The sequence below is a fragment of the Pseudomonas fluorescens genome (genome assembly GCF_001623525.1).
In the GTDB taxonomy this organism is placed as follows: Bacteria; Pseudomonadota; Gammaproteobacteria; order Pseudomonadales; family Pseudomonadaceae; genus Aquipseudomonas; species Aquipseudomonas fluorescens_Q.
This window is the reverse complement of the sequence record NZ_CP015225.1, coordinates 866,754-887,568: the sequence shown is the minus strand read 5'-3', so window position 1 is coordinate 887,568 and position 20,815 is coordinate 866,754. Positions and strand designations below refer to the sequence as shown.

Below are 20,815 nucleotides of genomic sequence, written 5' to 3'. Positions count from 1 at the left end.
CAGTAAAACCCTGCATCCCGGCCATCCAATGACGACGAGAATACAGGGTTTTACGAAGGTTGCCCGAAGCGCTTGCTGCCTTTACGCAGGTTTTACGCAGCGGCGAACTGTTCGCCGATCTGCGCCTGGGCTTCGTTCATGCCCTTATTGCGCATGTCATCGCCCTTGGCCAGCCCTTCCGCACGGACGAATTCGATGTCGGTGATGCCTAGGAAACCGAACATCACTTTCAGGTAATCCTCATGACCTGCACCACTTGGCTGCCCGGCATGCAAACCACCGGCGGTGGAAACGATCACCAGCTTCTTGCCACCGCACAGGCCTTCGAAGCCAGCTTCGGTGTAGCGGAACGTCTGGCCGGCCACGGCAATGCGGTCGATCCAAGCCTTGAGTTGGGTCGGAATGCTGAAGTTGTACATCGGCGCGGCGATGACCAGCGCATCCGCCGCCTGGAACTCTGCCATTGTCTCGGTGCTAAGGTCGGCTTCGTACTTGAGCGCAGCGTCGCGCAATTCGGCACTGGTACCAGCGGCAACCAGCGTCTGGGCGGAAAAATGGCTGATGGCGTCGGCGGCCAGGTCACGGTAAGTAACGGTGATGCCTGGCTCGGCAGCTTTCCAGGCTTCAACCACTTGACGGCTCAATTGGCGGGAAGCGGAGTTGTCGCCGAGGATGCTCGAATCGATGTGCAGTAGTTTCATATCAATGCTCTCCAAATGAGGACCGCACCGGGCGATCAATTGGCGACCATCCTACATATGAGGCCAATGATCGATAAGCCAGCATAAATGCGATAGTTTGTCCCACTGACAGGACAATCGAGTTCAACATGCAAGACCTCAATGACTTGTATTACTTCGCCAAAGTCGTCGAAGCCGGCGGTTTCGCGGCGGCTGGGCGCGCGCTGGGCATTCCCAAGTCGCGGTTGTCGCGGCGTATCGCCGAGCTGGAAGAACGCCTCGGCGCCCGGTTGCTCCAGCGCACCACCCGCCAATTGAAATTGACCGCGGTCGGCGAACGTTATCTGCGCCATTGCCAGGCCATGTTGCTGGAGGCCGAGATGGCCGACGAAGCGGTGGCGAGCATGTCCAGCGAACCCCGCGGCCGATTGCGAGTGTCGAGTCCGGTGGGCTTGGCCCACCAGTTCCTGCCGGTGATAATCGAAACCTTCCTGGTGAAATACCCTTTGGTGCAACTGGATATGACCCTGCTCAACCGGCGGGTGGACTTGATCGGCGAAGGCATCGATGTGGCGTTGCGCGTGCGCGATCTGGGGGACGAGGATCCCTTGCTGATGACCCGGCGCCTGCGCCAGGCGCGACTGATGATGGTTGCCAGCCCGGCCTTTGCCGCAGGACGGCGGATCGAAACCCCGGACGATCTCAAGCAACTGCCGGTGCTGGGGGCATTGGAAGCCGATCGCCAGGTGCACCTGCGCCTGGTCAGCGCCGATGGGCAGCGTGTGGAACTGAGCCTGGAAGCCCGCCTGGGCATCGACGACTTCATTGTGCGCCGGGCCTGCACCCTCGCCGGCCTGGGCTTCACCTTATTGCCGAGTATGTATTGCGAGCAGGAATTGCAGGACGGCACACTGGTGGAACTCTTGCCTGGATGGTCATCGCCCGATGGCTGGCTCCAGGCGGTCTACCCGCATCGGCGTGGCATGCTGCCAGCGGTGCGTGCATGGATCGATCATTTGGTGGAAGCCTTCGAGGGCTGTGGAGATAGAACGATATGAGGTTGAGCGAAGAGGATGTCGCGCAGTTTTGCCTGGGCCTGCCCGGCGCCAGGGAGGACTACAAATGGGGCGGCGTGCGGGTGTTTTCCATTGCCGGGAACAAGATGTTCGCCCTGCAGGGCCTGCGAGGCGACTCGCTGGCGTTCAAGGTCGACAAGGATCTGTTCCTGGGCCATTGCGACCGGCCGGGCATTCACCCCGCGCCTTACCTGGCGCGGGCCCAGTGGGTCATCATGCAAGTGCCCTACCCGCTGGGGGCCGAAGAGTTGCGTGGCCTGCTGCAACGCTCACACCAATTGGTGGTCAGCAAATTGCCCAAGCGCACCCAGGCGGGCTTGTTGCTCTAGTCATTCAGAACAGATAGCTGCCCAGGAACAACTGGTCGATCCAGAACACCTGGTGCAACAGCACGATGGACCAGAACACGACCTGAAACGACACTTTGCGAGTCTTGTGGCGAAACAGCTGCTGGGCCAGCAAGGCTCCGGGCCAACCGCCGGCCAGCTCCACCGCATGCAGCACATTCTCCGGGGTGCGCCAGGTGTCGGCGCGCGCCTTGCGCTTGTCGCTCCAGTACAGCAGGAATGCCACCACGCTGACGCCGCCATAAGCCACCATCGGCACCCACGACACCGCCCGCAGCCCGAACAGGAGCGAACCGAACAACGGCAAGGCACAGAGCAGCGCAAACACCATCAGTTTGAGCCGCAGGTGCTGCACGGTGCCTTCAGCATTGCGCCCGGTGTGTTTGCGGTTGCCTGATTGGTTCATGGCTTGGCAGCGGTCCAGTCCACCCAGCCGAACTGCCAGGTTGCCAGGATCAACAGGCCGAAGGCGATTCGATACCAGGCGAACACGGCGTAGCTGTGGCTGGCGATGAATCGCAGCAGGCCCTTGACCGCAATCATGGCGAAAATGAACGCGGTGACGAAGCCAATGGCGAACACCGGGAAATCCGCCGGGACAAACAGCTCACGGTATTTGTAGCCCGAGTAGACCGCCGCACCAACCATGGTCGGCATCGCCAGGAAGAACGAAAACTCGGTAGCGGTTTTACGCGACAGCCCGAACAGCAGGCCACCAATGATGGTCGCGCCGGAACGGGAGGTGCCTGGGATCATCGCAATGCATTGGGCCAGGCCGACCTTCAGCGCATCTTTCCAGGAGATCTCGTCCACCGTTGCGGCGTGCACCTGGTGCTGGCGCTTCTCGGCCCAGAGCATCACCAGGCCGCCCACCACCAACGCGGTGGCCACCGTGACCGGGTTGAACAGGTAGTGGTGGATCCAGTCGGCGAACAGCACGCCCAAGACCACGGCGGGCAGGAAGGCGATCAGCAGGTTGGCGGTAAAGCGGCGGGCGCTGGGTTGCGTCGGCAGGCCCAGCACCACGTCAAAGATCTTGCGGCGGAACTCCCAGACCACCGCCAGGATCGCGCCGAGCTGGATGATAATGTTGAACGCCATCGCGCGCTCGCCACCGAACTCAAGCAAGTCGGCAACAATAATCTGGTGCCCGGTGCTGGAAATCGGCAGAAACTCCGTCAAGCCTTCTACTACGCCAAGAATCAGTGCCGAAAAGGCGGTCCACAAATCCATTCATCCCCCAAAAAAGACGCTGTTCATGCAGGTCTTATCAATATTCAAGTGTCATGCAGGTCCCCCGCAGCGGGTGCACGATAACCGCGACCTTTCAAAAAAAACCAATGAAAAATGAGAACCGGCTCAGGTTTTGCGCTGCGGGGCCGAAATCCTATCAGACAAGCCCTGATAACGCTGCCGCGTTGTGACTCAGGTCAATGACCGATAGCGGCCGGGCGCTACAGTGCCGGCCGTCGATATGACAAGAATAAAAAACCGGAGTGACAGCGTATGAATAGCTTGCGCAGTGTGTCGATCAGCCGACGCTTGTGGCTCATCCTGGTCGTGTCCATCGTGATGTTGTTCACGCTCGGCGCCTTGATGCTTAAACAGATCCACAGCGACCTCTACCAAGCCAAGGTGCAGAAAACCCAGCATGTGGTACAGACCGCCAGCGGCGTGCTGACTTACTACCAAGGCCTGGAAGCTGCCGGTACCCTGACCCGTGACGCCGCGCAAAAACAGGCCCTCAGCGCCGTACGTGGCCTGCGCTATAACCAGACTGACTATTTCTGGATCAACGACCTGACGCCGGTCATGATCATGCACCCGACCAACCCGAAGCTTGAAGGCCAGAATCTCTCGGCCATCCGTGACCCGAACGGCTATGCGCTGTTCAACGAGATGGTTGCCATCGCCAAGTCCAAGGGCGCCGGCATGATCAATTACCTCTGGCCAAAACCGGGCGCCGAGGCCCCGGTGGGCAAGACCTCCTACGTCCAACTGTTCGAGCCCTGGGGCTGGATCATCGGCTCAGGCGTGTACGTGGATGACGTCCAGGCCGAGTTTCAATCCCAGGTGATCAAGGCCTCGGTGGTTGGACTGGTCATCACCTTGCTCATGGGCCTGCTGTTGACCCTGATCGTGCGCAGCATCGTCGGCCCGTTGCAGGAAACGGTCAACGCCATGGCCAACATCGCCAGCGGCGAGAGTGACCTGACCCGCACCCTCGACACCCACGGCCAGGACGAAGTCACTCAACTGGCGCGGCATTTCAACGCCTTTACCGCCAAGTTGCGGCAAGTGGTGACCCAACTGCAAGCTTCGGCCAGTGCGCTGGGGCAATCCTCCAGTGAATTGGGCAACGACGCGGCGCAGGCTCAGGAACGCAGCCAGCAGCAGTCGCAACAAATGGAGCTGGTGGCGACCGCGATCAATGAAGTGACCTATGGCGTGCAGGACGTGGCCAAGAACGCCGAGCACGCGGCCAATGAGATGCGCGACGCCGAATCACAGGCCCAGCAAGGCCAGGTCAACATCGATGGCAGCTTGCAGCAGATCGACCGCCTGTCCCAGACCATCGACCAGGCGGTGGAAGTGATCCGCACCCTGGCGAGTGAAAGCACCCAGATTGGCAGCGTGCTGGAGGTAATTCGCTCCATTGCCGAGCAGACCAACCTGCTGGCCCTCAACGCCGCGATCGAAGCCGCCCGCGCCGGCGAACAGGGCCGGGGCTTCGCGGTGGTCGCCGATGAAGTGCGGTTGCTGGCCCAGCGTACTCAGAAGTCCACTGCAGAGATCCAGGCGATGATCGAGCGCCTGCAAACCCATTCCGAAGCCGCCGTGAAAGTCATCGGCGACAGCAGCCGTGCTTCGCAGCTGACCATCGAACAAGCCGGCCTGGCCGGTGCCAGCCTCAACGCCATCGGCCAGGCCCTGCGCAATCTCAACAGCCTGAACGCCTCCATCGCCAGCGCCACGTTGCAACAGGCCCATGTGGTGGAGGACATCAACCAGAACGTCACCCAGGCCGCCGGCCTGTCCCACAGCACGGCCATGGCCGCCGAACAATCCAGCCAGGCAAGCACCCGCCTCAAGGCATTGAGTGAACAGTTGAACGGGTTGCTCACGCAGTTCCGGGTCTAAAGATCGGTAGCCCCCCCCCCTGTGGGAGCGGGCTTTGGATTAGATCGTTCCCACGCTCCGCGTGGGAATGCATCCCGTGACGCTCTGCGTCACATTCCAGAAGCGGAACGCAGAGCGTCCCTGGCGACATTTCCACGCAGGAGCGTGGGAATGATCGTAATCCCTTGCTCGCGATAGCGACGGCACATTCAACATTGGTATTGGAGCTGCCCACGCCATAGCGTTTACAATCGCCGCCCTCTTCTATTCCCCAAGGAACCGCCATGTCCGGGCTTGAACTGTTTGCCGCAGCCCTCGGCGTGATCGCTGTCTGGTTGACCGTCAAGCAGAACCCCTGGTGCTGGCCGATCGGCCTGGTCATGGTGTTGCTGTACAGCTGGATTTTTTTCGAGGTGAAGTTGTACTCGGACATGCTGCTGCAGGTTGTCTACGCAGTGCTGCAACTCTACGGTTGGTGGCAATGGACCCGTGCCGGGCACAATCATGATGGACGCCAGGTCAGCAGTCTCGGTGGGGCGTCAGTGCTGTCCGGCCTGGCTATCGGTGCGGCAGGCAGCCTGCTGTTGGGCGCCGCCATGGCCCACTGGACCGATGCCGCCCAGCCCTGGCTCGATGCCGCGCTCACCGGTTTCAGCCTCGTGGCCCAGTGGTGGATGGCGCAGAAACGCGTGCAATGCTGGCCGCTGTGGATTGCCCTGGACGTGATCTTCGTCGGCCTGTTCATTTACAAAGGCTTGCACCTGACTGCCGCGCTCTATGCCCTGTTCACCCTGTTGGCCGTGCAAGGCTGGCGGGAATGGCGCGCCGCCCCGGCCCTGCGCGCATGAAGGTGGTGGTGCTGACCGGCCCGGAATCCAGCGGCAAGAGTTGGCTGGCGGCGCAATTGCAGGAACATTTTGGTGGCGTGCGGGTGGATGAGTACGTACGCCATTTCATGGAGCAGACCCAACGCGACACCTGCCTGGCGGACATCACCGACATCGCCTCCGGCCAATTGGCCTGGGAAGATGAGGCGCGTGCCCGCCGGCCGGCGCTGTTGATCCTCGACACGCACCTGCTGAGCAACATCCTCTGGAGCCAGACCCTGTTCGGCGACTGCCCGGACTGGCTCGAGCCGGCCCTGCTGGCCCGCCATTATGACCTGCACTTGTTGCTGAGCCCCGAGCAGGTCGAATGGACCGGCGACGGTTTGCGCTGCCAACCCGAACTGGCAGAACGCATGGATTTCTTCGAAGCGATCGAGCGTTGGCTGGTTCGGCATCAACGGCATTTCCAGGTGATTGAAGGCGATTGGACGCAACGTCGGGACCAGGTGTTCGCCGCCGTGACCCGACTGCTCGAAATCTGACGTATCGCGAGGGGTGTGTTGCGTTCTTGAAACACCTGCCCCCCCTCAAACCCTGCCCCAGCGCCCTTTCACACAATTGTCATCCTCACTGTTAGTTTCTTGAAACACTCCCCTCCCACAGCCTGGATCCATAGCCAAACGATAGCGCACGGCCATTAACCGCCGCTGGGTTGTCTCACGAATGAAACAGATTCGACCGGCGGGTCATACAAAAAAACTCTAACCCTTTGAACTGCAAGTTATTTCAAAACACGGCACAACACATGCTCTCCCACTTCGCAACGCTGACAAGGGCCAGCCCACCGAAGAAGGAATCGATGCCGTGGGGACTTTCGAGAGAAGTTTGACCTGCCTGCTGTTGATCGGCTGCGCCGCCAGCGCAACGCTCAGTCTGCCAGTGCAGGCCGAGGGCAACGGCGTCATTGTGCTCAACCGTGACGTGCAACCCATCGCAATTGGTCGCAACGGTGGCAAAGACCCCTACCCGACTACCGTCAATGCCAACCCCTCCGAACGAATCAACCAGGCGACCGCCAGCACCGAACTGAGCGATGGCGAATTTGCCAGCGTGGCCAGCGGCTCGTCGATCCGCAACACCGTCAACCCGAATACCGGCGTGCAAGGTCTGAACGTCGTGACCAATCCCAACGGCATGCCGGGCATGAATGCCGGTCACGGTGGCGGTAGCGGCGGCGCGATCTCCGGCACCATCAACCGCTCGCTGAGTTCCGGCCTGGCCCCGCTGGGTCGGCTGGCGGGAGGTCAGTGATATGAAGCCCGTGCTGTTTCTGCTCGCCCTGTTCATGCTTTCCCTGCTCAGTTCTTTCACCGTATTTGCCGATCCAGGTGTTGCGGTGGTCAGTAACGCCAACCTGCAGGATTCCGGCAGCCATTACACCGGCAACTTCAACGTCAACCAAGCCGCCGGCGACCAGATCCAGCAAACCAACACCCGGGCCATCGCCATTGGCAGCCACGCCCAGGCCAGCACCCGCGTGCAGCAACGCGTCGACACGCCGGCCGCCCCTTCCATGACCGCCACCGCCCGTATCGGCGGCAGCTCCTTCACCAACGGCAACGGTGTGCTGGGCGTCAACCAGTCCGCCGGGGCCAACAACCAGATGGCCAATGTCATGCGGGTGGGCATCAGTGCCCATCCGCAGAGCATTGACGACAGCGCCCTGTCTCAACAGAACGTGGCGTTGCTACCGAACTCAGGAGCAACTGGCGCCCCAACCGGCAGTCGCCAGGTCGTTACCAGCGACCAGGCCTTCACCGGCAGCCGAGGGGTAATCCAGGTGAACCAGAGCGCAGGGGTGGGAAACCGCATGGCTAACACCCTGAGCATCCGAGTCGCTGATTGACCCGGAAGCTACATAAGAAAGTACTGACACTTAACCAACGACACGCAAGGAGAAACACCATGAAACCTACAATGGCACTCAAACCATTGGTTTTCGCTCTCGCCGCGGTCATGACAATGGCGGCACAGGCTGGAGGAAACGACAACAATAATGGCCATGGCAATGGTCACGGTCACGGCAATGGCCATCAGCAAGGGCCGACGCTGGATCAATTGCTCTCCATCAATGCCGGCGCTGGGGCTACGGTGCTGGATGAGCAGAACAGCGACGGTAACGTGGTGACCAACCAGGCCACCAGAAACACCGCTGAAGCCACTGACTCGCTCAATGGCAGCAACGGCAATATGGGCGCCAACATTGCCGGCGGCGACGGCAACCAGCAGGACAACGCCGCCGCCCTGGCCACCGCCGACGAAAGCTTTATCTTCGGCTCGGCTGTCGCCGCCTCCAGCGCCACGCAGGTCAATAACAACAACTACGTCAAGAACAACTCGACGCAAAACAACGCCTCGCTCACCAATGCAGGCAACAGTGGCTCCGGCAACATCGGCATCAACGTGACCGCCGGGAACTTCAACCAACAGAAAAACAACCTGGCTATCGCCGTATCCGGGGGCCGTGTCGCACAGGCCTCTGCCGCGGCTGACCAGTCCTCCACCGGCCTAGTGGTCGACAACAAAGGCGTGCGGACCTACAAGACCGACACCCTCACCAGCACCTACAGCGCCTCCGGCACGTTCAAGGCCAAAGGTACCGGTACCGCCGAAGACAACGATCACGGCGGCTGGGACAACAGAGGCGGCGGCTATGGCGGCGGTCACGATGACGACAAGTTCAAGTTCTCCGCCGTGGGGACCTTCGAGCTGGCCGGCAGCAACACCCAGCAGGTGCTGACCCGTGACGGTTGGAAAAACCCTGTGATCAACAACGCCACCATGACCAACTCCATGAACGGCTTCTCCGGTAACGGCGGTGCCAACGTGTCGGCGGGCGTGGGCAACCAGCAGAGCAACTCGCTGTCCATCGCTGCCGGCTGCAAGGCTTGCATGTAAGCGCGCATGAAACGAAGCCCCGGCAACGGTAATGCTGTCCACTCAGGACGTGAGTGAATCTTGTGGCGAGGGAGCTTGCTCCCGCTGGGCTGCGAAGCAGACCCACTGGTTATGAGTGCTTCGCACTCAAGCGGGAGCAAGCTCCCTCGCCACGGACTCAGTTCAACGCTTTGAAATGAACGACATGACACGCAAAGGGGCTTTTTTTCCCTGGATGTTCATTAGGCGTATTGATCATGCGTGTCACTGCCGTTTCCCTGCTGCTCTGCCTGGCCTGCGTGGCCGAAGCAGCGCAGATGCCGGTCGCCGCCCTGCCTGGCGGCATGCTGGTCTACAAACCGGTGCAAAGCGTACGCGAACGCAAATTCAGCGACATCGTCGAGCAGAAAACCGATTTCAGTTGCGGCGCCGCCGCGCTGGCCACGGTGCTGCGCCAGGCTTATTGGCTGGATGTCGATGAAGAGCACGTCATCAAAGGCATGTTGGTCAATGCCGACCAGAACCTGGTTCGCACCCAAGGGTTTTCCATGCTGGACATGAAGCGCTACGTGGAAACCATCGGCATGCGCGCCCGAGGCTACCGGATACCGCCAGAGAAACTCGAAGCGGTGACGATCCCGGTGGTGGTCCTGATGGAGATACGCGGCTACAAGCACTTCGTGGTGTTACAGAGGGCCGACAAGCAATGGGTCTACATCGGCGACCCGGTGCTGGGCCACAAGCGCTACGCCCACGATGAATTCGTCAAAGGCTGGAACGGCATCGTCTTTGCGATCGTTGGCCCAGGCTATGACAAGACCAATGCGCTACGCAGCCCTCCGCAACCACTGACAGCCCGTAACAAGCTGGATGGTTTCAACCCAGTCAGGGATGCGGAACTGATGGATTTCGGTTTCATACAGAGCGACTTTTTTTAATCGCCGACCCACTGCCAACATAAGTACAAAAAGGAGCAGGACGCTCCGGGAGCAGCACATGAAAACCTCACACTGGCTGTCGCTGGCCTGCCTGCTCGCGACTGCCTCGGGCTTTGCCCATGCCGGCTTCAAACCCATCGAAGTCAAGGACCAGGAGCTTGCCGAGCTGCGCGGTCGTTACGTCATGCCCGGCCGAGTCATCAGCTTCGGCATCGTCATGAGCAGTACCTGGCGCAACGCCAGCGGCGACTTGATCGGCGCCACCAGCACCATGCAGATCCAGGCCGCCACCGTCAAACCCGAATTCTACGTCTCGACCATCAAGCAGACCGGTAACGGCAGCGCTCCGGAACAGGGCAGCGGCAACATTACCGGTGGTGCCGGCCTTGGCACGAGCCAGGGCGTGACCCAGAGCGTGCGTGCCGCCGGCGACGGCAACACGGCCTACAACAACGTCAACATCAATGTGAAAGAGAGCAATCAGGCGCCTGCGCTCGTCCCCTCCCAAGGCCAACTGCTGACCAAGGGCCAGACCATCAGCGGCAGCAACGCCGCCGGCAGCGTCGCGGTCACCGCCACCGGCAATGGCGTGCAAATGGCGATCCAGGCCAGCCACAACCAGGGCGGCACCCTGCAGCAAGTGGCCCAGGGCGGCTTGCTGCAAAACACTCGCCTGCTGGGCAATAGCAACCTGGTCAACAACATGACGCAGCTCAACGTGGTGCTGAACAACAACGGCCCCAGTGCCGGGGCATTGGACTGCAATCTGACCCAACTGCGCGGCCTCCGTAACCTCGGTTATTGAACTACGCTGTTTTCCGATCATTGGGCAAATAGGGACGGCATATTTCATGTATCGATCCGTATCGTTGCGCGCTGTGATGTGTTTAAGCACGTTGTTCCCGGCGGCCGTGTTGCACGCGGCCCCGGATGCAGACATCGAGGCGCTGAAACAGGAACTTCTTGAGCTCAAGCAACGATACGAGGTCCAGCAGAAAGCCCTGGCGGTGCTCGAACAGCGGGTTCGCCAGGTGGAGGATCAACCCGCCACGCCACAGCCCAAGCGCCTGGCCAAATCCCCGGCCGACATGAAAGGCAACCAGACCGTGGCCGGCGGCGCGACAACGGCCGGCGGCAGCGGCTATGGGCAATCCCTGGCCGATGATTCCCAACCGGCCCAGAGTGTCTCCAACCTCTATGACGAGGCCAGCGGCTTCTTCGGCGGCGGCAAGTTCAGTTTCGAGACCGGCGTGACCTATTCGCGCTACGACACGCGGCAACTGATCCTCAATGGTTTCCTGGCCCTGGATTCGATTTTCCTGGGCAACATCAACCTCGACCGGATCAAGGCCGACACCTGGACGCTGGACCTCACCGGCCGCTATAACTTCGATAATCGCTGGCAGTTCGACCTCAACGTGCCGGTAGTCTATCGCGAATCCACGTATCAGTCAGGCGGCGCGAACAACGGCGCGGCGGGGGTCACCAGCGAAGAAACCGTGACCCGCGACCCGACCATCGGCGACGTCAACTTCGGCATCGCCTACAAGTTCATGGATGAGTCGATCAACGCTCCGGACGCGGTGGTCACCCTGCGGGTCAAGGCCCCCACCGGCAAGGACCCGTTTGGCATCAAGCTGCGTCAATCCCAGGCCAACACCAACCTGTTCGTGCCTGACGACCTGCCCACCGGCAACGGCGTGTGGTCGATCACGCCCGGGCTTTCGCTGGTCAAGACCTTCGATCCGGCGGTGCTGTTCGGCACCCTCTCCTACACCCATAACTTCGAAGAATCGTTCGACGACATCAGCTCCACAGTCAACCAGAAGGTCCCAGGCAAGGTGCGGATCGGCGACAGCTTCCAGCTCGGCGCGGGCATCGCCTTTGCCTTGAACGAGAAGATGAGCATGTCGTTCTCGGTCTCTGACCTGATCCAAAAGAAAAGCAAGCTCAAACAGGACGGTGGCGACTGGGAGTCGGTGACCTCCAGCGACGCCAACGCCGGCTACTTCAACATCGGCATGACCGTCGCCGCGTCCGATAACCTGACCATCGTACCCAACCTGTCCATCGGGCTGACCGACGACGCACCGGATTTCACCTTTAGCCTGAAATTCCCGTACTACTTCTAATGCCCTCAGGGATATGTGACGGGCACATATCCCAAGGGCAATGCCCCCCCTGTGGGAACGAGCTTGAGTCAGCGGATCTGATGCTTGTGCAGCAGGCGATAGAATGTCGGCCGGGACACGCCCAGCACCCTGGCGGCCACGCTCAGGTTGTCGCTGTGACGGTTGAGCACATCGCTCAAGGCCTGGCGCTCGGCGCGGGTCTTGTAGTCCTCCAGCGTACCCATCGGCGCCGCGACGCCCTGGTGGCTGGCCAGGCCGAGGTCCCGGGCTTCGATTTGACGCCCTTCGGCCAACACCAGACCGCGACGGACGCGGTTGGCCAGCTCGCGCACATTGCCGGGCCAGTCATGCATGCCCATCGCCACCAGCGCGTCGTCGCTGAAACTGCGAGGACGGCGACCGGTTTCCTGGCTGTAGAAATGGGAAAAGTGGCTGGCCAGCATCGCCAGGTCACCATGACGCTCGCGCAGCGGCGCCATCACCACTTGCAACACGTTCAAGCGGTAATACAGGTCCTCGCGAAACCGCTTGTGCTCGATGGCCGCCTCAAGGTCCACATGGGTGGCCGCCAAGACCCGCACATCGACCGCGATCGGCTGGCTGCCACCGACCCGCTCAATGTGTTTTTCCTGCAGGAAACGCAGCAGATTGGCCTGTAGCTCCAACGGCAGGTCGCCGATTTCATCGAGAAACAACGTCCCGCCGTGGGCCGCCTCGATCCGCCCGATCTTGCGTTGGTGAGCCCCGGTGAACGCGCCCTTCTCATGCCCGAACAACTCGGACTGGATCAGGTGCTCGGGGATGGCACCGCAGTTGATGGCGATGAACGGCTTGTTGCGCCGGTGAGACTGACAATGCAGGGTGCGCGCCACCAGTTCCTTGCCGGTACCGCTCTCCCCCCGAATCAAGACCGGCGACTCGGCGGGCGCCAGCTTGCTCAACAATTTGCGCAGCTCGCGAATCGGCTTGCTGTCGCCCAGCAGTTGATGTTCGGGTTGATCAATGTGGATCGAGCCCTGCCCCCGCAGGCGCGCCATGCCAAACGCCCGGCCCAGTGTCACCTGGACCCTGGACACGTCGAAGGGCAAGGTATGGAAGTCGAAAAACCATTCGCAGACGAAATCACCGACGTTTTTCAGGCGCAACACTTCCTGATTGAGCACGGCGATCCATTCGGTGCCGCTACGGCTGATCAACTCCTTGACCGCTTCCGGGCGCTCCAGATGAAAAGGCTGCAACCGCAAAAGCCCGACGTCGCACGTCCGATCGCTGGCGTGTTCGAGGGAGCAACTGTCCACATCCCAGCCAATGGTGCGCAGACCCGGCAACAGGCGATGACAATCATCGCAGGGATCAACCACGAGCAGACGACGTGACGTACTGGCTTCGATCATGACTGATCCTTGGCGTCAAAATAAGGAAATATGATTAGAAACAGTCGTTTGGCAAACCTGCATGTAACAGTAGCAAGAAGTTGACGCCCCCTTGTATCAATTGATTATCGAGGTCGCTTCAAACTGGTTATAAGCAGGCGGTTGGTTAGTTATCTCAAGTCTGTTTGTTTCAGGGTGCTTTCAAACAAAAGCCCAAAAGCCTGGTCTGAAAGAAAATCGAAATTTATTTAAATAATGTGTGACCCGCCTGCGGGTTCGGGACATCAGTACAAGTAACCAGCCGCACGGTACGCCCAACCGACGGCACATCATTTGTTTGGGCACACTTAAGAGAAAACGCCATGAACGCCCCGCTCCGTATCAACGAAGCTCTTTTGATTGCCGACCGCGCATTCCGTCCTTTCCAATGCGTGGCCTGGGCTCCACAAGACGGTAACGGTGAACTTAGCCTGACCGTCATCGACCGCACCAATACCCATATTGGCCGCACCCAAATTCCAAGCAGCGCCTATACCGACCCGGTCCAACTGGCCGATCTGTTGAAACAGGCCCGTGCCGAACTGAGCCAGGAAGGCTATACATTGCAATCCTGGTCGATGCCTGAATAACCACCGGTAAAGCCTGTTATCCATTGCAGGCTTGGCTCTGGGTTGTAAAGCCATCGTTATGGCACGAATTGCCGCTGTATCCGTAGAACATGACAGTTGTGCATTGTCACATTCAGGGATTGAATGTTGCCCTCATGCAGTCGTCGCCCTTTCGGGCTGCTCGACACGCAAGGAGAGGCAGGCATGCTCGATCAGTTCGCGTTTGTGTCCCCCAGGGCCATGGCCCACGCCGGACAACTCGACTCAGGCTTTGCCACCAACGGCAAAGCCTGGGTTCATTTCGACGACAGTATCTCTAGCCTGACCACCGGATTGACGCTCGATCATGCCGGACAAATCCTGGTGGCAGCCAGGATCGAGACAGCCCACGGCAGTCGGTTCGGGCTGGCGCGACTCAACCACGACGGTGAAATTGACCCGGACTTCGGCACCCGCGGCTACGTGATCGGCGCGTTTGAACACGGTTTCGAAGCGACAGCGGGCAAGGTGATCGTGTTGCCCAATGGGCATATCCTGCTGTCCGGCCTGCACTATGAAAGCAACGACCACACCCTTCCCGCCCTGGCGCTGTTCGACCAGCAAGGTTGCGCCGTTCAAAGCTTCGGCAATGCCGGCCGGCACATCATCAGGCTTTGCGGCAATCTCTCCCAAGGGCTGCGCGACCCCTGGCTACCGCCCGGCGTGCCGGGACTTGAGGCTTGCGACATGCAAGTACAGGCCGATGGCCGGATCCTTGTGCTCGCCAATCACCACTATCAACTCTCCGACCATGTCGGCGTACTGATCCGGCTCTTGCCCGATGGGGCATTGGATTCCTCGTTCAACGGTCGCGGTTTCGTGATGGTCCGACGCTTGTTGAAAAATACCTGGCTCGGCTGCCTGGTGCTCCAGGCTGACGGTCATATTGTCGTCGGCGGCGCCATCGACTTGCCCCAGCATGGCCTGATTGCCCGTTATGACAGCAGCGGCCAACTCGATGACAGCTTTGGCGAAAACGGCTTCCTGTCCATCCTGGCCCAGGGGCACAGCGTGATGGTCAGCCAAATCGTTCAGGATGCGAGCGGTGATCTGCAGGTGTTCGGCAGCAGCCGTGATCCGATGCATAGCCTGTCCCTGAAAGTGCGCCCCGACGGCAAGCCGGACCGTCATTGCAACCAGGGTCAGTGCCAACTCATGGCGATCGGGCGCACTGCCAGTCAGTGGACCGCCGCCCAGCTTCAAGCGGACGGAAAACTGGTGACCGCCGGCGCCACGATCGGCGGTATCGAGGCCGATTTCGTACTTGCCCGACATCTACCGGACGCCAGCCTCGACCCGGATTTCGGCCAGGGCAAGGGCTGGGTTCGCACTCGGCTCGGCTATAGCCTGGACACCGCCACTTCCCTGGCTATGCAGGCTGATGGAAGAATTCTGGTAGGCGGCTATTCGCTCCAGGGCCATTATCGAGCGGTGGTTGCGCGGTATTGGGCCTGAGCAGGATTGTCGCGAGTGAACGGTATTTATTCTTACTCTTGATATTCCTTATTTCTTACGGCAAGTTGCGCGCTTCTAAATAAAAGGAGCAGCCAATGTCCGGTTCGATGGCTCAAGCTTTCGCGCATAACTTTCTGGGGCATTCCCCACGCTGGTACAAGGCGTGCGTCATCACGTTCCTGATCCTCAATGCCGTGGTGCTGTGGACCCTGGGCCCGGTCGTTGCCGGTTGGATGCTGGTGGTGGAATTCATCTTCACCCTCGCCATGGCCCTTAAATGCTATCCGCTGATGCCTGGCGGGCTTTTGCTGGTCGAAGCGCTGGTGATGGGCATGACCACGCCCAAGGCGCTATACGATGAGCTGCTGCACAACTTCCCGGTCATCCTGCTGCTGATGTTCATGGTGGCAGGGATCTACTTCATGAAGGATCTGCTGCTGTTCCTGTTCTCGCGCCTGCTTTTGGGTGTGCGCTCCAAGGCACTGCTGTCCTTGATGTTCTGTTTTCTCTCGGCGTTCCTGTCTGCGTTCCTTGACGCATTGACCGTCACCGCGGTGATCATCAGCGCCGCCGTGGGCTTCTATGCGGTGTATCACCGTGTGGCGTCGGGCAACGATCCGCGCCAGGACAGCAATGTCGATGAAGACCATGATCTGCCGTCGAGCCATCATGAAGATCTCAATCAGTTTCGGGCGTTTCTACGCAGCCTGCTCATGCATGGTGCCGTCGGCACGGCGCTGGGCGGCGTCTGCACCCTGGTAGGCGAACCGCAGAACCTGCTGATCGGCCATGAGATGGGCTGGCATTTCGCTGATTTCTTCGTGAAAGTCGCTCCTGTGTCGCTGCCAGTGCTGGTTGCCGGGCTGCTGACCTGCGTAGCCTTGGAAAAACTGCGCTGGTTCGGTTATGGCACACTGCTACCGGACAACGTACGCACCGTGCTGGCCGATTATGCCGAGCAGGACAATCGTGAACGCACCGCACGGCAACGCGCCGCCCTGATCGTCCAGGGTATTGCCGCGCTAATCCTGATCGTGGGCCTGGCCCTGCACATTGCCGAAGTCGGCCTGATCGGCCTGATGGTCATCGTGTTGATTACCGCCTTCACCGGCATCACCGACGAGCACAGGCTTGGCAATGCGTTCAAGGACGCCATGCCGTTCACCGCGCTGCTGGTGGTGTTCTTTGCAGTGGTGGCGGTCATTCATGACCAGCAGTTGTTCACGCCGCTGATCCAGTGGGTCCTGGCCCTGCCCGCCGACCAGCAGCCCGGCATGCTGTTCATTGCCAATGGCCTGCTGTCGGCGATCAGCGACAACGTGTTCGTGGCAACCATCTACATTACTGAAGTCAAACAGGCCTTCGTATCCGGCCACATGAGCCGCGAACAGTTCGAGACCCTGGCGGTGGCCATCAACACCGGCACCAACCTGCCGAGCGTCGCCACACCCAACGGCCAGGCGGCATTCCTGTTCCTGCTGACCTCGGCGATCGCCCCGCTGATTCGCCTGTCCTATGGCCGGATGGTGTGGATGGCACTGCCCTACACCGTGGTGATGGGTGGCTTGGGCTGGTATGCGGTGACTTACTGGCTGTAGAAGTATTGCTGAGCAGAAGGAAAACCTGTGGCGAGGGAGCTTGCTCCCGCTGGGCTGCGCAGCAGCCCCAAGAAAGCATTGACACTGCGGTGTGTCAGGCAAGTACAGGGGGGCGCTTCGCGCCCCAGCGGGAGCAAGCTCCCTCGCCACAAAGGGCCAAAGCTTATCGCGGCAAGATGTAGCGTTCGATCGCCAGCGCCGCGCCGTCTTCGGTAACGGCTGCAGTGATGACATCGGCCTGGCGCCTGATCGCCTCCTCCGCCTGTCCCATGGCAATCGACAATCCCGCGCGGTGGAACATTGCCGGGTCGTTGCCACCGTCCCCCATGGCCGCTGTCTGCTCCAGCGGCACATCGAGAAACGCCGCCAGGGTCGACAGCGCTTCTCCTTTGTTCGCTTTCATGGCTGTCACATCCAGGTAGATCGGTTGCGAGCGCGACACCTGGGCCTGGCCCTTGAGCAGCGGATGCAACCGCGCCTCCAGCTCCACCAGCAGGTTCGTGTTGGCGCTGGTGGCGACGATCTTGTCGATCCGCTCAAGGTAAGGTTCGAAACTCTCGACTTCTACCGGTGGGTAGCCCAGGCCACGCGTCTCCACCGGCACCATCGGACCGTTGGCGTCGCGCACCAGCCAGTCGCCATCGGCAAATACCCAGACTTCGATGCCGGGCTGATCGGCGTACAGGGCCAGTGTGGCCAGCGCTGCCTCGGCTGGCAGGTAGTGGACGGCAAGAAAGCTGCCATCGGGATGAATCAGCGTGCCGCCATTGAAGGCCGCCGTGGGCAGGTCGACGCCGAACGCCTCGATGAACTGCAACATCGCCCGCGGCGGCCGCCCGGTGGCGAGGCTGAACAACACTCCGGCCTCACGCAATGAGCGAACCGCCTCGACGGTGCGCTGGTTCAGGCTGTGGTCGGGCAACAGCAAGGTACCGTCCATGTCGCTGAGCAGGAAACGGATGGGATGCTTCATCAGATCACTCATCCGAGGTCGTGCCAGACGCGACTGTCGCGGGCAAGCAAATCATCGGCGGCGGCCGGGCCATCTTCGCCAGCCTTGTAGGGCTGGACCGCTGTGTCCTGCTGCCAGGCATCGAGGAACGGCTGCACGGCGCGCCAGCCGTTTTCGATATTGTCGGCACGCTGAAACAGCGTCTGGTCGCCGGTCAGGCAATCGTAGATCAGGGTTTCATAACCTGTGGACGGCTGCATTACGAAGAAATCCTTATAGGCGAAGCCCAACTCGATATTGGCCATGTCGAGTGCCGGCCCCGGCCGCTTGGCCAGCAGGTCGAACCACATGCCTTCATTGGGCTGAATCTGGATTCTCAAGTGCGTAGGTTGCAATTCGTCGACGTCGGTGTCGCGAAATTGCGCGTAAGGTGCTGGCTTGAAGCAGATGACGATCTCCGTGTCCCGCACGCTCATGCGCTTGCCGGTGCGCAGGTAAAACGGCACGCCGACCCAGCGCCAGTTATCGATCATGACCTTGAGGGCCACGTAGGTCTCGGTGCTGCTGTCAGGCGCCACGTTGGCCTCCTGGCGATAACCGTTGACCGCCTTGCCGCCGACTTCACCGGCTGTGTACTGGCCGCGGACCGAGTTGGCCCGGGCCTGCTCCACCGACCAGGGCCGGATCGCCCCGACGACCTTGGCCTTTTCGCCACGCACGGCGTCGGCACCAAACGCCGCTGGCGGCTCCATGGCCACCATCGCCAGCAGTTGGAAAAGATGATTGGGCACCATGTCCCGCAGGGCGCCGGTGTGTTCATAAAAACTGCCACGGGTTTCCACGCCGACCGTTTCGGCGGCGGTGATTTGTACGTGGTCGATGTAGTGGTTGTTCCAGAACGCCTCGAACAGGCTGTTGGAGAAACGGCTGACCAGAATGTTCTGCACCGTTTCCTTGCCCAGGTAATGGTCAATGCGATAGATCTGCTTCTCGCTCATGACCTTGAGCAGGCAAGCGTTCAGCGCTTCGGCGGTGTGCAGGTCGGAGCCGAACGGCTTTTCGATCACCACGCGACGGAAGGCCCCTTCCTGCTCCTGAAGCAGCCCTGCCGCACCGAGGCGGCTGACCACTTCACTGAAAAAACGTGGCGCGGTCGCCAGATAGAAAACTGCGTTGCCGGTGCCGCTGGCGGCGATTTTCGCCGCCAGCGCCTGGTAGGTGCTCTCATCGAGGAAATCACCCTGGACGTAGCTGATGCCCTTGGCCAGCTTGGCCCACAGCACCGGATCGAGCGCCCGGTCGGCATCGCCGCCCTTGCTCGCCGCTTCGTTACGGATGAAGTCCTCGAGTTTCTTGGCAAAATCCACATCGCTGATGGCGTTGTGGTCAACCCCGATGATGCGCAGCCCATCGCCCAGCAGACCGTCGCGACTGAGGTGGTAAAGCGCCGGCATCAGCAGACGCTTGACCAGATCGCCATGGGCGCCGAACAGAAACAACGTGGTCGGCGGCGCGGGTTCTGCCTTGGATTTGCTGCCGATCGAGGTCATTTTTTCGGCGTCTCCACGTGGCCGCCAAAGCCGAAGCGCATGGCCGAGAGCATTTTGTCACCGTACGTGCTTTGCTGGCGCGAGCGGAAACGGGCAAACAACGAACTGGACAGGACCGGAACCGGCACCGCTTGCTCGATGGCTGCCTCGATGGTCCAGCGCCCTTCACCGCTGTCGGCGACTTCGCCGGAAAAGCCGTCCAGTTTCGGATCGCTGGCCAGCGCATCGGCGGTCAAGTCCAGCAACCAGGACGACACCACGCTGCCGCGACGCCAGACTTCGGCGATATCGGCCAGGTTCAGGTCGAAGCGCTGCTCCGCTGGCAGGCTTTCGCTGGATTTGGTCTTGAGGATGTCAAAGCCCTCGGCGAAGGCCTGCATCATTCCGTATTCGATGCCGTTGTGGATCATCTTCACGAAATGCCCCGAACCGGCCGGGCCCGCGTGGATGTAGCCACGTTCGGCGCGGTCATCGTCGGATTTGCGGTCACGGGTGCGCGGGATGTCGCCCATGCCTGGGGCCAGGCTGTCGAACAATGGGTCCAGGCGCTTCACCACTTCGGCATCGCCACCAATCATCATGCAGTAACCGCGCTCCAGGCCCCAAACGCCGCCGGAGGTGCCAACATCGATGTAGCTCAGGCCTTTTTCCGACAGGGCCTGGGCGCGACGGATGTCGTCTTTGTAGTACGTGTTACCGCCGTCAATGATTACATCGCCCGGCTCCAACAGCTCGCTGAGGACGTTGATGGTGTCTTCGGTGGGCGCGCCGGCTGGCAGCATGACCCAGACCGCCCGTGGTTTCTCCAGCCCGGCGACCAGTGCCGGCAGGTCCGCGACGCCCGTGGCGCCATCCTGGCGCAGGTTTTCGACAAAAGCGGCATTGCGGTCATAGACAACGGTGGTGTGCCCATTGAGCATCAGGCGCCGCGCAATATTGCCGCCCATGCGGCCCAGTCCAATGATCCCGAGTTGCATGTGCTGATGCTCCCTACTACAAATAAAGGTAAGTCAAAGGTTTAGCTCGTACGACACGTGGAGGTTAGTCCAGAGCATTGCTGCATAGTTTCCGGGTAATTCGAGCGATCACAAGGGATAACGCTCAAGATCCGGCCGAAGACACAGCGACCATGAAAAATAAAAAAGTTCCAATCACAAGCAAAAGAAATCAGAATCGGCGCCGA

At 60.6% G+C, this 20,815-nt stretch carries 21 protein-coding genes; 14 read left to right on the top strand and 7 right to left on the bottom strand.

The features are described 5' to 3' along the window. Window positions 1–92: 92 nt before the first annotated feature. A complete protein-coding gene (locus tag TK06_RS03840) occupies window positions 93–701 on the bottom strand; it encodes an FMN-dependent NADH-azoreductase (protein ID WP_063320898.1) in 609 nt (202 codons plus the stop codon). 128 nt (window positions 702–829) lie between these two features. Here TK06_RS03840 and TK06_RS03835 point away from each other — a divergent pair, with 128 nt between their 5' ends. Both TK06_RS03835 and TK06_RS03830 read left to right on the top strand, forming a co-directional pair. Further along, complete coding sequence (locus tag TK06_RS03835; protein ID WP_063320897.1) at window positions 830–1,738, top strand: LysR substrate-binding domain-containing protein; 909 nt, start codon at window positions 830–832, stop codon at window positions 1,736–1,738. Continuing rightward, on the top strand, window positions 1,735–2,085 hold the full coding sequence (locus tag TK06_RS03830) for an MmcQ/YjbR family DNA-binding protein (protein ID WP_063320896.1): 351 nt from the start codon (window positions 1,735–1,737) through the stop codon (window positions 2,083–2,085). Before TK06_RS03835 ends, TK06_RS03830 begins: the two co-directional genes overlap by 4 nt. A gap of 4 nt (window positions 2,086–2,089) precedes the next feature. Here TK06_RS03830 and TK06_RS03825 read toward each other — a convergent pair whose 3' ends face one another. Together TK06_RS03825 and TK06_RS03820 are read right to left on the bottom strand one after the other, a co-directional pair. Continuing rightward, window positions 2,090–2,509 carry a DUF1294 domain-containing protein gene (locus TK06_RS03825; RefSeq protein ID WP_063320895.1) on the bottom strand — a complete coding sequence of 140 codons (420 nt, stop codon included), beginning with the start codon at window positions 2,507–2,509 and terminating at the stop codon, window positions 2,090–2,092. Further along, window positions 2,506–3,336: an undecaprenyl-diphosphate phosphatase gene (locus TK06_RS03820; RefSeq protein ID WP_063320894.1), complete on the bottom strand. Its 831-nt coding sequence runs from the start codon at window positions 3,334–3,336 to the stop codon at window positions 2,506–2,508. The genes TK06_RS03825 and TK06_RS03820 overlap by 4 nt, the downstream gene beginning before the upstream one ends. Window positions 3,337–3,609: 273 nt before the next feature. Here TK06_RS03820 and TK06_RS03815 point away from each other — a divergent pair, with 273 nt between their 5' ends. The 9 genes from TK06_RS03815 to TK06_RS03775 all read left to right on the top strand — a co-directional run bounded on the left by TK06_RS03815 (window position 3,610) and on the right by TK06_RS03775 (window position 12,057). After that, the gene (locus tag TK06_RS03815) at window positions 3,610–5,244 is read left to right on the top strand and encodes a methyl-accepting chemotaxis protein (RefSeq protein ID WP_063320893.1); all 1,635 of its coding nucleotides are present in this window, start codon (window positions 3,610–3,612) and stop codon (window positions 5,242–5,244) included. Between the two features lie 263 nt (window positions 5,245–5,507). Then, a complete protein-coding gene (gene pnuC, locus TK06_RS03810; RefSeq protein ID WP_063320892.1) occupies window positions 5,508–6,071 on the top strand; it encodes a nicotinamide riboside transporter PnuC in 564 nt (187 codons plus the stop codon). Then, complete coding sequence (locus TK06_RS03805) at window positions 6,068–6,592, top strand: AAA family ATPase (protein ID WP_063325055.1); 525 nt, start codon at window positions 6,068–6,070, stop codon at window positions 6,590–6,592. The genes pnuC and TK06_RS03805 overlap by 4 nt, the downstream gene beginning before the upstream one ends. Window positions 6,593–6,914: 322 nt before the next feature. Continuing rightward, window positions 6,915–7,361 (top strand): hypothetical protein, encoded by a 447-nt coding sequence (locus TK06_RS03800; protein WP_063320891.1) that lies wholly within the window; start codon window positions 6,915–6,917, stop codon window positions 7,359–7,361. Between the two features lies 1 nt (window position 7,362). Beyond that, window positions 7,363–7,956, top strand: coding sequence for a hypothetical protein (locus TK06_RS03795; RefSeq protein ID WP_063320890.1), 594 nt, complete (start codon window positions 7,363–7,365; stop codon window positions 7,954–7,956). A 59-nt stretch (window positions 7,957–8,015) separates the two neighbouring features. Continuing rightward, window positions 8,016–9,008: a hypothetical protein gene (locus TK06_RS03790; protein ID WP_063320889.1), complete on the top strand. Its 993-nt coding sequence runs from the start codon at window positions 8,016–8,018 to the stop codon at window positions 9,006–9,008. A 236-nt stretch (window positions 9,009–9,244) separates the two neighbouring features. Further along, window positions 9,245–9,925, top strand: coding sequence for a C39 family peptidase (locus TK06_RS03785; RefSeq protein WP_063320888.1), 681 nt, complete (start codon window positions 9,245–9,247; stop codon window positions 9,923–9,925). Between the two features lie 58 nt (window positions 9,926–9,983). Beyond that, window positions 9,984–10,730, top strand: a complete 747-nt coding sequence (locus TK06_RS03780) for a hypothetical protein (RefSeq protein WP_063320887.1) — start codon at window positions 9,984–9,986, stop codon at window positions 10,728–10,730. Window positions 10,731–10,776: 46 nt separating this feature from the next. Continuing rightward, the gene (locus tag TK06_RS03775; protein WP_063320886.1) at window positions 10,777–12,057 is read left to right on the top strand and encodes a transporter; all 1,281 of its coding nucleotides are present in this window, start codon (window positions 10,777–10,779) and stop codon (window positions 12,055–12,057) included. A gap of 68 nt (window positions 12,058–12,125) precedes the next feature. Here TK06_RS03775 and TK06_RS03770 read toward each other — a convergent pair whose 3' ends face one another. Next, entirely contained in the window at window positions 12,126–13,451 is a 1,326-nt protein-coding gene (locus tag TK06_RS03770; RefSeq protein ID WP_063320885.1) for a sigma-54 dependent transcriptional regulator, read from the bottom strand. A gap of 341 nt (window positions 13,452–13,792) precedes the next feature. Between TK06_RS03770 and TK06_RS03765 the strand changes: the two genes are divergently transcribed. The 3 genes from TK06_RS03765 to nhaB all read left to right on the top strand — a co-directional run bounded on the left by TK06_RS03765 (window position 13,793) and on the right by nhaB (window position 17,130). Further along, the gene (locus tag TK06_RS03765) at window positions 13,793–14,059 is read left to right on the top strand and encodes a hypothetical protein (protein ID WP_013693488.1); all 267 of its coding nucleotides are present in this window, start codon (window positions 13,793–13,795) and stop codon (window positions 14,057–14,059) included. A gap of 183 nt (window positions 14,060–14,242) precedes the next feature. Next, window positions 14,243–15,532 carry a hypothetical protein gene (locus TK06_RS03760; RefSeq protein WP_063320884.1) on the top strand — a complete coding sequence of 430 codons (1,290 nt, stop codon included), beginning with the start codon at window positions 14,243–14,245 and terminating at the stop codon, window positions 15,530–15,532. Window positions 15,533–15,627: 95 nt separating this feature from the next. Next, the gene (gene nhaB / locus TK06_RS03755) at window positions 15,628–17,130 is read left to right on the top strand and encodes a sodium/proton antiporter NhaB (protein WP_063320883.1); all 1,503 of its coding nucleotides are present in this window, start codon (window positions 15,628–15,630) and stop codon (window positions 17,128–17,130) included. A gap of 163 nt (window positions 17,131–17,293) precedes the next feature. Here nhaB and TK06_RS03750 read toward each other — a convergent pair whose 3' ends face one another. Genes TK06_RS03750 through gnd form a run of 3 tightly spaced genes read right to left on the bottom strand, consistent with a single transcriptional unit; the run spans window position 17,294 to window position 20,633 of the window. Further along, window positions 17,294–18,115 (bottom strand): Cof-type HAD-IIB family hydrolase, encoded by an 822-nt coding sequence (locus TK06_RS03750; protein ID WP_063320882.1) that lies wholly within the window; start codon window positions 18,113–18,115, stop codon window positions 17,294–17,296. Then, on the bottom strand, window positions 18,112–19,632 hold the full coding sequence (zwf, locus tag TK06_RS03745; protein ID WP_063320881.1) for a glucose-6-phosphate dehydrogenase: 1,521 nt from the start codon (window positions 19,630–19,632) through the stop codon (window positions 18,112–18,114). The genes TK06_RS03750 and zwf overlap by 4 nt, the downstream gene beginning before the upstream one ends. Beyond that, window positions 19,629–20,633 (bottom strand): phosphogluconate dehydrogenase (NAD(+)-dependent, decarboxylating), encoded by a 1,005-nt coding sequence (gnd, locus tag TK06_RS03740; protein ID WP_256572296.1) that lies wholly within the window; start codon window positions 20,631–20,633, stop codon window positions 19,629–19,631. The genes zwf and gnd overlap by 4 nt, the downstream gene beginning before the upstream one ends. Between the last annotated feature and the right edge of the window lie 182 nt (window positions 20,634–20,815).

Excerpts from the sequence above, each read along its gene's own strand:
- zwf (WP_063320881.1), bottom strand. The coding sequence starts at position 19,632 with ATGACCTCGATCGGCAGCAAATCCAAGGCAGAACCCGCGCCGCCGACC.
- TK06_RS03805 (WP_063325055.1), top strand. The coding sequence starts at position 6,068 with ATGAAGGTGGTGGTGCTGACCGGCCCGGAATCCAGCGGCAAGAGTTGG.
- TK06_RS03790 (WP_063320889.1), top strand. The coding sequence starts at position 8,016 with ATGAAACCTACAATGGCACTCAAACCATTGGTTTTCGCTCTCGCCGCG.
- TK06_RS03820 (WP_063320894.1), bottom strand. The coding sequence starts at position 3,336 with ATGGATTTGTGGACCGCCTTTTCGGCACTGATTCTTGGCGTAGTAGAA.
- TK06_RS03815 (WP_063320893.1), top strand. The coding sequence starts at position 3,610 with ATGAATAGCTTGCGCAGTGTGTCGATCAGCCGACGCTTGTGGCTCATC.
- TK06_RS03760 (WP_063320884.1), top strand. The coding sequence starts at position 14,243 with ATGCTCGATCAGTTCGCGTTTGTGTCCCCCAGGGCCATGGCCCACGCC.
- TK06_RS03830 (WP_063320896.1), top strand. The coding sequence starts at position 1,735 with ATGAGGTTGAGCGAAGAGGATGTCGCGCAGTTTTGCCTGGGCCTGCCC.
- TK06_RS03795 (WP_063320890.1), top strand. The coding sequence starts at position 7,363 with ATGAAGCCCGTGCTGTTTCTGCTCGCCCTGTTCATGCTTTCCCTGCTC.
- nhaB (WP_063320883.1), top strand. The coding sequence starts at position 15,628 with ATGTCCGGTTCGATGGCTCAAGCTTTCGCGCATAACTTTCTGGGGCAT.
- TK06_RS03785 (WP_063320888.1), top strand. The coding sequence starts at position 9,245 with ATGCGTGTCACTGCCGTTTCCCTGCTGCTCTGCCTGGCCTGCGTGGCC.
- TK06_RS03840 (WP_063320898.1), bottom strand. The coding sequence starts at position 701 with ATGAAACTACTGCACATCGATTCGAGCATCCTCGGCGACAACTCCGCT.
- TK06_RS03775 (WP_063320886.1), top strand. The coding sequence starts at position 10,777 with ATGTATCGATCCGTATCGTTGCGCGCTGTGATGTGTTTAAGCACGTTG.
- pnuC (WP_063320892.1), top strand. The coding sequence starts at position 5,508 with ATGTCCGGGCTTGAACTGTTTGCCGCAGCCCTCGGCGTGATCGCTGTC.
- TK06_RS03770 (WP_063320885.1), bottom strand. The coding sequence starts at position 13,451 with ATGATCGAAGCCAGTACGTCACGTCGTCTGCTCGTGGTTGATCCCTGC.
- TK06_RS03835 (WP_063320897.1), top strand. The coding sequence starts at position 830 with ATGCAAGACCTCAATGACTTGTATTACTTCGCCAAAGTCGTCGAAGCC.
- TK06_RS03750 (WP_063320882.1), bottom strand. The coding sequence starts at position 18,115 with ATGAGTGATCTGATGAAGCATCCCATCCGTTTCCTGCTCAGCGACATG.
- TK06_RS03780 (WP_063320887.1), top strand. The coding sequence starts at position 9,984 with ATGAAAACCTCACACTGGCTGTCGCTGGCCTGCCTGCTCGCGACTGCC.
- TK06_RS03765 (WP_013693488.1), top strand. The coding sequence starts at position 13,793 with ATGAACGCCCCGCTCCGTATCAACGAAGCTCTTTTGATTGCCGACCGC.
- TK06_RS03825 (WP_063320895.1), bottom strand. The coding sequence starts at position 2,509 with ATGAACCAATCAGGCAACCGCAAACACACCGGGCGCAATGCTGAAGGC.